This is a genomic window from Aequorivita sp. IT1282, from assembly GCF_058068205.1.
Genome location: NZ_JBYRHR010000008.1, coordinates 1 through 11,726, shown reverse-complemented (window position 1 = coordinate 11,726; position 11,726 = coordinate 1). Strand labels below are relative to the sequence as shown.

Sequence of the window (11,726 nt, the reverse complement as noted above, 5' to 3'; positions counted from 1 at the left end):
TTATTTTAGAAGTTTTTTTAAATCTGAAATTGTTTGGGTAGGATTGTTCGCGCTAAAGACATAACTACCAGCTACCAAAACATCGGCACCCGCGTCAACAAGTTGTTTTGCGTTTTTATTGGTTACACCTCCATCTATTTCAATTTTAGTGGAAGCACCATTGGCTTCAATAATTTTTCGAAGTTGCTTTACTTTCTTGTAAGTGTTTTCAATAAAACTTTGTCCGCCAAAACCTGGGTTCACGCTCATGATACACACTAAATCAATATCGTTAATAGTGTCTTCTAAGAGCGAAACATTTGTATGTGGGTTTATGGCTACGCCAGCTTGCATGCCTTCAGCTTTTATGCCTTGAAGCGTACGGTGAAGATGTGGGCAAGCTTCAAAATGAACTGAAAGTATATTCGCTCCCAAATCTGCAAATGTTTTTATATACCTGTCCGGATCAATAATCATTAAGTGTATGTCCAAAGTTTTCTTGGCGTGCGCTGCAATGCTTTTTATTACGGGCATTCCAAAAGAAATATTCGGTACAAAAACACCATCCATTACATCGAGGTGAAACCAATCTGCTTCACTATTGTTTATCATTTCAATATCGCGCTGAAGGTTAGCGAAATCTGCGGCGAGGATTGATGGGGCTATAATTGTGTGGCTCATTTTTTAAATGTTTTTGCAAAAATATGAATTATTAAGGTGGAATGCAGGTAAATAAAATGAAAAACCCTAGGTAATCAGCCCAGGGTTCATTCATCAATCAAAAAACGAACAGATTTTATTCCCGAGGGAATTTTATACTGTCGTTAGCGTTTTAGGTAGCTCAAGCTATCCCAAATATGTCATTAATATTTTACTGCGTGAAGTGTGCTTCAATCTTCTAATAGCTTTTTCTTTAATCTGACGAACGCGTTCGCGAGTAAGATCGAAAGTTTCACCTATTTCTTCCAAAGTCATTGGGTGCTGATCGCCTAAACCAAAGTACAAACGAATAACATCTGCTTCACGTGGAGTTAGGGTTTCCAACGCGCGTTCAATTTCAGTTCTAAGTGATTCGTGCAACAAAGCGCGATCTGGATTCGGACTTTCGCCACTACGTAAAACGTCGTATAAGTTACTGTCTTCTCCTTCAACAAGTGGCGCATCCATGGATACATGACGGCCAGAGTTTTTCATCGACTCTTTTACATCGTTGATGGTCATATCTAGTTCCTTTGCAATTTCTTCAGCAGAAGGAGGGCGCTCGTTAGATTGCTCAAGATACGCGTACATTTTATTAATTTTGTTGATGCTACCAATCTTGTTCAATGGCAAACGAACAATACGAGACTGTTCTGCCAAAGCTTGCAAAATAGATTGACGAATCCACCAAACTGCGTACGATATAAATTTAAAACCACGAGTTTCATCAAAACGTTGCGCGGCTTTAATAAGGCCAAGGTTTCCTTCGTTTATAAGATCTGGAAGGGTTAGGCCTTGGTTTTGGTATTGCTTTGCCACCGACACTACGAAACGTAAGTTTGCTTTGGTTAATTTTTCCAAAGCAAGATGGTCACCCGCTTTAATGCGCTGTGCCAATTCTACTTCCTCGTCTGCGGTGATTAAGTCAACTTTACCAATTTCTTGAAGATACTTGTCTAATGAAGCAGTTTCCCTATTAGTAACCTGCTTTGTAATTTTAAGTTGTCTCATTTAAGGTATGTCCTGTAGATTAAGTTTTAAACTTGTGTATAAGGTTATACGTAACAAATACGGAAAAGGTTACAAAAGATTTAAATTTTTTAAAACCGTACTGTTTTATCCTACAAGAATACATATTTATTATTTCAAACTGTCGTTCTTTTTAATAGTTGTGGAATCTAATGTTTTATTTGTTTCTGAAATTAAACTATCTATTACCGCTTTGTCTTCGGTAACGATTTGTTTTCCGTCGCGGCTATTGTAATAGTAATATTTCTCTGAAACGCGAACTGTATTATCTGTAATTTTATTTTTTGAAGAAGTACTATTAGTATTGCTTTTAGCGTTTTCTGCTGAAATTATTTTCGACTGCTTTATAGAATCTTCTTTTGTTGTATTAAGTCTGGAAAGCTGTTCGTCATTTTTATTTGAAATTGAATCTACTTTTGAAACTTCAAAAGTAGATGTATTACTTTCTTTGTTGAGAATAGTGCTTGGTTTTGCGCTTAAATTAGTGTCGTTTTCATCAATCGTCGTTGCTGTGGTTGACAGCATTCCATTGCTAATTATTAGCAAAAATCCTAAAAGAGCGTATATTCCACCGCTCAAGAGCCAATAGAAAATGGCTTTTTTTCTTTTGCGATTTTCCTCGTCTAAGGAAGTGTTTATTTTTTCCCAAAGGCTGTCGTTTGGTACTTTTTCTCCTTCCTTCAGCTTATTTTCAAAAAGCGTTCCTATGTCTTTCTTATGTTTCATCTTTAATGAGCTATTGGATTAAGAGATTTATTATAGTCGGTAATTTTATCGCGTAATAGCATCTTTGCGCGGTGGTAGTTCGATTTTGATGTGCCTTCGGAAATATTCAATAATGAAGCAATTTCTTTATGCGAAAAACCATCCATTTGATACAGGTTAAAGACAAGCCTGTATTGGTCGGGCAGGGCTTGAATAAGTTTTAAAATTTCGTTTAATGAAATATCTAAATCTTCCTCAGTTTCAACCGTTTCCTCAAGTAAGTCGTTGTTTATTTCAATATTTACAGGCTTTTTGAATTTGTATTTATCAATTGCTTTATAAATGGTAATCCGCTTCATCCAACCTTCAAAAGAACCTTTGTTTTTATATGTTTTTATCTTTTGAAAAATGGCTATAAAAGCATCGTGTAAATTGTCTTCGGCATCAACCTCGTTTCTACAGTATTTCAGCGAAATAAAGAAAAGGGTATCCTTATACTTCCGGAATAGTTCGTTTTGAGCCATCCGGTCGTTTTTAATGCACAGTTTTATTAATTCTTCGGTTTTCAAATACACCAATATTAGGTAAAAGTGGTCAAATTATCTATTGATTATTCAGAGGTTATAACTATCAAATCGGAACATATCATGATTCCATTTGGCGTATTAAGCTGTGAAATGCCAAGAAGAGTATCACGTACAAAATCTGGCTTTGCCTTAAATTTTGCTCTTGCAGAACTTCCTCCTTCAATAATTTCAAGTGAACCGCCTAGGACCTCCCAACTAAATTCTGGATTTATATAGGTTGAAGTGAAGGATGCATAAAATGTATTTCCCGGTTTAACTTTTATTGGTCCTTCCAGGCAACATTCTGTAAATTTTGAATTCCCGTGATTCAATTCGCAAGAATTTTGAAGAATTTCTTCATTCGGAGAACTATCATCATCGTTTGAACAGGAGAAAAATAATAGTGTCGAAATCATTAAAATACTAAAGAAATTGATTTTCATAATTGTAGGTGTTAACAGTTAATAGCTTTTAAAATTATTGGTAAAAATGCAACCATCTCTCCTGTATTCACATTGTCAAATCTAATATAAATAACTTGAGGGTTTATGGAGTTTTCGTAAAGTAAATTTTCAATAGGGTTGGTGCCCGCCATCATATCTTCGTAGTTTTCATAATAGCTTGTTGCTACGGTTGCGGGATTAGAAATTCCAGTAAGTGGGAAAAAGCATTCAAAATAACTTTCTAAATCAAACACGGCTCTTCGGGAACCTGGCCGTGTTTCACATTCTTCAAATAGAAATTTTTTGCAAGGGGCGAGGCATTCTTTGGTGAGTAAAAAACGGTCATTACCATTGGTGATTTCCATTTGGGTTTCGTCAAAACTGACCACTTTCCAATCAAAATTCCAATGATCACTTACGTTTTCATCGCCAATTATAAATATGTTTAAATGTAAATCGTCTTCAATAAAATAGGTGACCCAAGTTCCACCGTATGAATTGTCTTTAAAATACAAACCTACATTTCCGGTATTGCTCACTTCAAAATAAGCTCCGTCGTAATCACTATTTGGTCCGTCCAAATGGTTTATCCTCCAAATGCATGTGAACTCGGTGAGAATATTATTGCAAGTAGTAATTGTGTCTGCTTCCAAACACATATCAATAGCTTCTTTTAATTCTTCATTATTATTTATTACGTATGGCTCTCCGTTATCTAAAATGCTGGTTATGGGGTAACTTAAACTGATGGATTTTCCTTCTTCCAAGGTGGCTAAAAACTCGCTGAATTCAATATCACTATTTATAACTTGGTATCCAAAAATATCCATGTTTTCATCGTAAATCACTAATGTGAAGGAGTAGTTGAAATCAATACAGGTTAGTTCGTTTTCAAAATCGTTTCCTGCGGCTTTTTCAATAAGCTCATAAAGTTCAGAATTCACCTGAATAACTTTTGAAGGATCTGCTTTGCTAATGGGTTCATCTTCACAAGAAAATAGAAACGGTACTAAAAGTAGCAGGCTGTAGCATAATATTTTCATGAGATTTATGATTAAGTTGTTTCCCTATAGTCTGTCGATTTTAAAAAGGTTGCGTTTAATATGAATTTATTATTAAAATATGAAAAACGCCCTCCTCCAAAATTTTGGAAGAAGGCGTTGTCAGGATTTATTCTTTTTAGGCAGCGTTATTTCCCACCATTTTTATATTCCTGTAATAATTCTACTGCTAATTTGTGAGGCCTTCCTGCTGCTTTTTCGTAATCTGAAGAGATATTATATACCCCATTTCTAATTCCTTCATAAATCCCAGAAATAACGCCACCAATAAATTCTCCTAATTCCTTTTTCCTTTCTTTGGTGTACTCTTGGACAGATATAGCATTAAAATCAAGTTGTGTATCATAAACTTGATTAATAAGTTCGGCTAATTTTTTTTGAGATATTGGTTCTCCCACCAAATTGTACATTTTGGTGTTATGTGAGTCTTCAAGTATCATTTTTTGGTACGCATTTGCCAATTCAGATCTACTTGTATATGCACATTTTCCATTAGCTGCGCAATTTCTTATCTCACCTTCTTTTATATAGTTGTCAATATATTCAAGGTCTGGCTCAACATATATTCCATTTCTCCCGATGACCCATTTCAAACCAGAATCTTGAATATCTTTTTCAGTTTTCCGATTACTTTGAACTACAGGACTGAAAGCCGAATTATTTTCGTCTCCAACTATGCTGGTGTACACTATTTTCGATACACCATTTTCCTTGGCTGCGTCAATCACGTTTCTATGTTGTTGAATTCTCTTTTGAGGTTCGTCCATACCCGAAACCAAAAGAACGGTATTGATACCCTGTAGTGCTTGTTCAAAATCTTGGCGATTGTTGTAATCTCCTTTTCGAATTTCTATTCCGAGATGTGTTGCTTTTTCAGGTGTACGTGCTATGCCAACAACATTTTCTTTTCCATTTTCTTGTATCAATTTCTTGACAATTGCCGACCCTAATTGTCCATTGACGGATGTTACTGCAATTTTCATATTTTTTATTGCTTTTATTCTACCACTTCAATTTGATTGATGAATTTAATTATATGTGGAATGACAAGATCAGTATTTTTATAAGAAATCTCGTGTCCTTTCTCTGGAATTGAAATTATTTCTACATTCTGAAAATTCTTTTTACTGAAATAAATATTGTCGTAGGGAACGATATTGTCATTTTCTCCGTGTATATGAATTATTGGAATAGTAAGTTTTTTCCAATCGTTTTCAATCAATGAAAGTTCTTTAGCGTGGATTTTTTTTTCATCTCCTGCTACACGATATGCAGTTGGTACTATCCATCTCGTTAATTTCCATTGGGTAAATCGAGATGCCCAAAAATCTTTTTCAATATTTGGGTCTATTGCGGGTGAAATCATTATAACAACTTTGACATTTGGATTTAAGACTGCAACTCTTGCTGCAATTGGACCCCCATAAGATGAACCAACTGCAATGATGTTGTCCAATCCTTTTTTAGTTAAAATGGAACTAAATATTCTTGCTTGTTCATCAATTGATGCTATCTCATTTCCAAAATTTGTATACCCATAACCAGGCCTGTCTATAGCATACATATTTGCAGTTGCTAAAAGAGTTTTATCTGTTAGATATCCTTCCCAAGTAGAAAGTGAACTTGGTGCTCCGTGAAAGAAAACCAAATTGATATTTTTACTATCAGACTTAATTTCTTGAATACGAATGTTTAAATCAAGGCTATCAACTTCAAAATAGTAAATTTCACTATTAATTTTTGAACTCTTAAATTTCTCTTGAATTTCTTCGTCAGTTTTCCGCCATTGCAAGACGCTACAGGAAGTATTGATAAGTAACGTAAATAGTAGGCTATAAAGCAGATAATTTTTTTTCATAATGTTGCCTAACCTGTTTATATATGGCTTGTTGCGTGGTTTAAGTACGTAATTTACAAATATATGCCAAATAGAAGATTTGAGAGCCCCGACGCTTCGGGGTTCGAAAATAGTTTAGAGTCAATCTACTAAAAACAAGTAGTATTATGCCACATTTTTTGTCATTATTGCTAATTCGGTCAGATATTTTTTGGTGTATTTTTCTCCAAAATTGTCAATCGTAATAGCAAAGGCGAAATGTAAAATAAGTGCTGTAAATATTCCGAAAAGTATAGACTTGGGGCTTAAAAACGACATTGCCAGAATAAGAGCAACAATCAAAATTCCATAAGTCAACTTGAGCCAAAAGAATGACTTCATTGCCTTTTCGGCAGCTATAGTCTCTGTTTTTGCGAAATCCGTTTTATTGTTCTCATAAACCGAAATCTTGCTATCAATTTTCTGCTGGTATTTTAGATATGTAGGAAGCATTACTGCCATTTCTAAAATGCCAATTACAATCATAGTTGTGGCAAAACTCTTGTGATTGGAAAATAATAAAAAAAGCAAACCAACTACTACCGAAACAACACCGATTATCCCTGCGAAAAAGTATAAGGTTTTTTCGCTGTTCAAAAAATCGGTAGTTAATTCCATAATTATAGGTTTACTTTTCAAAACTATGCTTTTACTATTTATTCTGCTTTCAGTTTGTAGTCCAGATATAAAGCTCTGTTCATTTCGTACATATCAACAAATCCACCAACCTCAATCATTTCTAATAATGTAAGGATTTATTTGTGCCATTATATGATAGTGTCAAGTTCTTAAAATTGATTCACCTTATTCGTTTGTTTGCTCAGTTGGAAACTTCGAAATGTCCATATAGAAAATCTCCCAAGTGTGACCATCAAAATCTTCAATAGTTCGCTGTTGCATAAAGCCATAGTCCTTCATTTCGTTGGGTTCAGTTCCACCTGCATTTAGTCCATTTTTTAAAATTCTGTTAACTTCATCAACATTGTTTACTGTTAAAGAAAAAAGTCCTGCTAATTTTGATTTTGTATCAGCAAGAGGTTTAGTGGCAAAAGTTGTAAACTTTTCGTGTGTCATTAACATCACAAAAATGTTCTCACTCCAAACCATACATTTCGAGATGTCGTCAGAAAATTGCGGATTATTTGTAAACCCCAATGCTGTATAAAAGCTCATTGATTTTTGCAGGTCTTTTACCGCTAAATTGATAAATACTTGTTTTGCCATTTTATTTAAAATTAGTTATCAAGTTATTACAAATTTTATTTTTTCAGTCAGTCGGGGAGTGTTGGTGTATAATTACCGCTAATGAATTTGGGTATGAAATCGTTGCGTGGTTATGCATCTAATTTAGCAAATAAAAACCGAATAGAGAATCCGTGAGTACCGACGCTTCGGGATTCGTGAGTAGGCGAGGGCTAGCAATAAATTATAGCATCTATGAAAAAGCAGCGAGTCTCGTATCTTTAAAGTTCACCAAAACAATAAGATATGAAATTAGAACCCACTGCCCAACCAAAGTTATACATTGGCATCGACATTCACAAGCGGAGCTGGAAAGTTCATTGCGCCACCGATCTGTTTGGAGGAAAGTCTTTCGCGATGCCCCCAATACCTGAAGTGCTGCAACAATATGTAGCCAAACATTTCCCAGAACACGAGGTTTTTACTGCCTATGAAGCTGGCTGTTGCGGCTATTACGCCCATCGCAGTTTTGAGCAATACGGCTGGACTTCCCTAGTGGTAAACCCTGCAGACATCCATCGCAAGGGAAAGGAACGTTTTACCAAGACAGATAAAATAGATGCCCAGCTGATAAGCAGAGAGCTTAAAGATGGCAGGCTTGAGGGCATCCACGTTCCAGATGTGGAGCGGGAGCAATTGCGCAGTCTTTTCAGAAGGAGAAACGACCTGGTTAAGGATTACAGGCGCGTAAAGAGTTTTATAAAAATGCAGCTGTTGTATTTTGGCATTGCTGTTCCCGAAGAATTTGACAACGACCACTGGAGCCACAAGTTCCGCTATTGGGTTGACGAGATAACTTTTGCATATCCTTCGGCACGTGAGACACTGGATAGCAGAATGCGAAGCTTCAGGTTCATAGATCAGGAACTGCGCGATGTCTCCACAAAGATGCGCGCCTATTGCCGCAAGCATTACAAGAAGGATTATTATCTTTTAAAAAGTATTCCGGGAATAGGCGGGATCGTGGCCTGCGGTATCATCTGCGAGCTTGGCGACCTGCGACGCTTTAACAGCATAAAACATCTGGCGGGCTATGTTGGTCTGGCACCGGGCATTCACCAAAGTGGGGGCAATCAGAAGAGCACGGGAATCACGATGCGCGCCCATAGATTAATGCGAAGTTACTTTATAGAAGCATCGTGGCAGGCCATTAGGACAGACCCTATAATGCAAACCTATTACCGCAAGCATTTAGGAAAAAACGTCAAGTCAATTATCATCAAGGTCGCTCGTAAATTATTGAGCAGGACCTTGGCAGTCATAAAAACAGAAACTCCTTATGCAATAGGGGTCATAGAATAATAAATAGATAACAAAGCTCACAAAGAAGTATTAAAAGCCTGTATCACAAAACACCGTAGGTGGCCGCTCCAGAGTTGGACCACACATTTATAGCAAGTGGCCAGGTTTATTATAACTAATAATCATACAGATGCTGGTGACCGCGCTTGACGATGGATCACATATAGGATGCGGAGCAAGTTATATGGTATTGAAATATTGATAATCCTTCGGAATTATCAACATTCCAACACCCCAAAATAATCATTATGAGTTAATTAGAAATTGAATATTATATTTGAAGAACGGGATTAGTGCTTTTCATAGGACACAGTGTTAGCAGCCGGCTTTATTCTATTAATTCGTAAAAATCTCTTTTTCCTATTTTTATTTTTGTACCTGATTTTATGGTTATTTCTGTATTTATATCTTTGTCTTTTTTCAAATTAACTTGCACAGCACCACTTTCAATTAATCTCCGGATGGCGGATTTTGATACCCCTTTTTTTAGTTGAACACATAAATCTATTAATTTAATTGTCTTTTTTTCTTGTTGGATATTATTAATCAATACTGGTTCAAATTCTTTTTCTTCAAATTTCTTGTTCTGAAATTGGTTTTTAAAATGTTCTTCTGCTTGTTTAGCTAGGCTGCTATTATGGTATTGAGTAATAATATTTTTAGCAATTATTTTTTTAATTTCCATTGGGTTTTCTCCATTGTTTAATCTGGTTTTAATTGCTTGCTTTTCGTTTAAAGAGAAATCGGTTGTTAAATGAAGGAATTCCTCAATCAAATTATCAGGAATAGACATCGTTTTTCCAAACATATCTTTTGCCTTATCTGTTAAACCTATTGTATTGTTTAACGACTTGCTCATTTTTTCTATTCCATCAAGTCCTTTTAATAATGGCATACACATTACAATTTGTGGATTCATCTCAAAAGTTTCTTGAAGTTTTCTCCCCATTGTACAGTTAAAAAGTTGGTCTGTGCCTCCCATTTCAATGTCTGCTTTAATTTCTACCGAGTCAAAACCTTGTAAAATAGGGTAGACCATTTCGTGCATTGCAATTGGTGTGTTTTCAGTAAATCGTTTATTAAAATCATTTCTATGCATAAGCTGAGCAACGGTCACTTTTGATAAAACTTGAATCACTTCTGTAAATGATAATTTGTCTAACCATTCAGAATTAAAAACTATTTTAACTTTATCAATGTCTATTATTTTAGATAATTGATTGATGTATGTTTCAGCATTATGTTTAACAGCTTCTACTGATAATGGTTTTCTGCTTTTGTTCTTTCCTGTAGGGTCGCCAATTCTTGCCGTAAAATCTCCAACTAAAATTATAACTTGATGCCCTAAATCTTGAAACTTTCTGAGTTTTTTTAGTACAACTGCGTGTCCTAAGTGTAAATCTGGTGCAGTTGGGTCAAAACCAAGTTTTATAATGAGCTTTCGATTCTCTTTTTTAGCTTGTTCTAGCTTTTCCTCCAAACCATTTTCAGGAAGAATGATTTCTACATTTTCTTTTAATCTATTTATTGTTTCCATATTTTTTTAAATAAAAAAAGCCCGAGCAAATGCTCGGGCTTTTTAGTTATGTTATAATTTATAATTATCAGTTATTATTTGAAGTATATACATAGACATTCCGAGCAGATATTATTTTGTTATAATAAGTGCTGAAATAAGGAAGGCGTAATATGTTATTCAATCTTTTCATTTTCTAATGCAAATGTAATTTTAAATTTTTAATCTACAATTTATTTTGTATCGTAATTTTTGTTTTAGCTTGCTGCTAACGGTTTTGTGTAAGGATAGTTGCGTGTTTAAGCAACTAACTTAATAAAAATGAACCGAACCATTGGAAATTCCGCAGGAATTTCCAAGTAGGTGAGAACAAGCCATTGCTTATACACATTGTTGTGCGCTGGCTTTTCATCGGTTTAATTGTGTTTCTACTATTTTTTCCACTTCGTTTTGCTTAAAGTCAAACCAGTTTTGTCTATAATCCGAGTTGTCAATTCTGTTTTTAAAGTTCTGAAATGGTTTTTTCCGTTCCAAAATATTTTCCAATTCTGATTGAAACTGTTTGTCCGCAATTTGGGTAATAAAACGTTTCATAATTTTAAGAGACTCAAAACTTTCTAAAACCTCTATTTTTATAAATTCCGCTTTGTTTTTCGTTACTTTTTTCAATTCCGATCCAAAAGATTCACGAAATTCATCTTCATCCATCATTTCCCCAAAATTAGGAATTGTTATTAATTCGTTCATTTTAGGATTGTAATAACAGTCGTTTCCGCAATCTAATTCCTGCGCAATTTCTTTAATTATATTTTGTCTTGAATTATCCATAAAAACAACCGTGTTTATCTTTTTTGATAATATCGATAATGTTATCTAAATGTGTTGATTTAGGAAATGGTTCATAAAGTTGCCATTTTCCACTTGCACGCATCCAATATAAATTCCATTCTTGCCTTGATTTATAAAATCTAATTTTTGCGAATTCGATATGTTGAATTTCTTTTGGATTGTTCCAAACAGGACGAATTTCATAAAGCACAACAACTTTTCCATCATAAGTGTAACCAAAGTCCAGTTTCGCACGAATATCTGGATCTTCTGGACGTAATGATTCCACGTAATTTTTTATAGTCGATTCGTTTATATCAATTGTAGTATTTTTCATTCATTCACAATTTTTTTTCAGCTGTTCGTTAAGGCACATAGTTTACAAAGTTAAAGTCACATGCTTTACACTAGATTCTGACTTAGTCTAATTGATACTTGTTTATCTCTTATGCTATTTTCATTAAAGTACCCTAAAAATAC

The 11,726-nt window shown here is 34.8% G+C and carries 14 protein-coding genes; 1 reads left to right on the top strand and 13 read right to left on the bottom strand.

The genetic code is table 11. The annotated features are described in order from the left end of the window. From rpe to AC3RVG_RS15465, 10 genes are all read right to left on the bottom strand, one after another. Positions 1–660: a ribulose-phosphate 3-epimerase gene (gene rpe / locus AC3RVG_RS15510; protein WP_489692392.1), complete on the bottom strand. Its 660-nt coding sequence runs from the start codon at positions 658–660 to the stop codon at positions 1–3. 165 nt (positions 661–825) lie between these two features. Next, positions 826–1,689, bottom strand: coding sequence for a sigma-70 family RNA polymerase sigma factor (locus tag AC3RVG_RS15505; RefSeq protein WP_489692391.1), 864 nt, complete (start codon positions 1,687–1,689; stop codon positions 826–828). Positions 1,690–1,818: 129 nt separating this feature from the next. After that, on the bottom strand, positions 1,819–2,433 hold the full coding sequence (locus tag AC3RVG_RS15500) for a hypothetical protein (RefSeq protein WP_489692390.1): 615 nt from the start codon (positions 2,431–2,433) through the stop codon (positions 1,819–1,821). Positions 2,434–2,435: 2 nt separating this feature from the next. After that, on the bottom strand, positions 2,436–2,981 hold the full coding sequence (locus tag AC3RVG_RS15495; RefSeq protein WP_489692389.1) for an RNA polymerase sigma factor: 546 nt from the start codon (positions 2,979–2,981) through the stop codon (positions 2,436–2,438). A 41-nt stretch (positions 2,982–3,022) separates the two neighbouring features. Beyond that, positions 3,023–3,421 (bottom strand): hypothetical protein, encoded by a 399-nt coding sequence (locus AC3RVG_RS15490; RefSeq protein WP_489692388.1) that lies wholly within the window; start codon positions 3,419–3,421, stop codon positions 3,023–3,025. Positions 3,422–3,432: 11 nt separating this feature from the next. Then, positions 3,433–4,464, bottom strand: coding sequence for a hypothetical protein (locus tag AC3RVG_RS15485; protein ID WP_489692387.1), 1,032 nt, complete (start codon positions 4,462–4,464; stop codon positions 3,433–3,435). Between the two features lie 146 nt (positions 4,465–4,610). After that, entirely contained in the window at positions 4,611–5,465 is an 855-nt protein-coding gene (locus AC3RVG_RS15480; protein WP_489692386.1) for an SDR family oxidoreductase, read from the bottom strand. Between the two features lie 14 nt (positions 5,466–5,479). Beyond that, positions 5,480–6,340, bottom strand: a complete 861-nt coding sequence (locus AC3RVG_RS15475) for an alpha/beta fold hydrolase (protein WP_489692385.1) — start codon at positions 6,338–6,340, stop codon at positions 5,480–5,482. 144 nt (positions 6,341–6,484) lie between these two features. Next, complete coding sequence (locus AC3RVG_RS15470) at positions 6,485–6,976, bottom strand: hypothetical protein (RefSeq protein WP_489692384.1); 492 nt, start codon at positions 6,974–6,976, stop codon at positions 6,485–6,487. A gap of 186 nt (positions 6,977–7,162) precedes the next feature. After that, entirely contained in the window at positions 7,163–7,582 is a 420-nt protein-coding gene (locus AC3RVG_RS15465; RefSeq protein ID WP_489692383.1) for a VOC family protein, read from the bottom strand. A 264-nt stretch (positions 7,583–7,846) separates the two neighbouring features. On the opposite strand from AC3RVG_RS15465, the gene AC3RVG_RS15460 reads away from it, so the two are divergent. Next, positions 7,847–8,902, top strand: a complete 1,056-nt coding sequence (locus tag AC3RVG_RS15460; protein WP_489692382.1) for an IS110 family RNA-guided transposase — start codon at positions 7,847–7,849, stop codon at positions 8,900–8,902. A gap of 328 nt (positions 8,903–9,230) precedes the next feature. Here the strand turns inward: AC3RVG_RS15460 and tyrS are convergent, their stop codons facing one another. The 3 genes from tyrS to AC3RVG_RS15445 all read right to left on the bottom strand — a co-directional run bounded on the left by tyrS (position 9,231) and on the right by AC3RVG_RS15445 (position 11,583). Next, the gene (gene tyrS / locus AC3RVG_RS15455) at positions 9,231–10,439 is read right to left on the bottom strand and encodes a tyrosine--tRNA ligase (RefSeq protein WP_489692381.1); all 1,209 of its coding nucleotides are present in this window, start codon (positions 10,437–10,439) and stop codon (positions 9,231–9,233) included. A gap of 387 nt (positions 10,440–10,826) precedes the next feature. Continuing rightward, positions 10,827–11,246 carry a UPF0158 family protein gene (locus AC3RVG_RS15450; RefSeq protein ID WP_489692380.1) on the bottom strand — a complete coding sequence of 140 codons (420 nt, stop codon included), beginning with the start codon at positions 11,244–11,246 and terminating at the stop codon, positions 10,827–10,829. Then, positions 11,239–11,583, bottom strand: coding sequence for a DUF3024 domain-containing protein (locus AC3RVG_RS15445; protein WP_489692379.1), 345 nt, complete (start codon positions 11,581–11,583; stop codon positions 11,239–11,241). Before AC3RVG_RS15445 ends, AC3RVG_RS15450 begins: the two co-directional genes overlap by 8 nt. Positions 11,584–11,726: the final 143 nt, after the last annotated feature.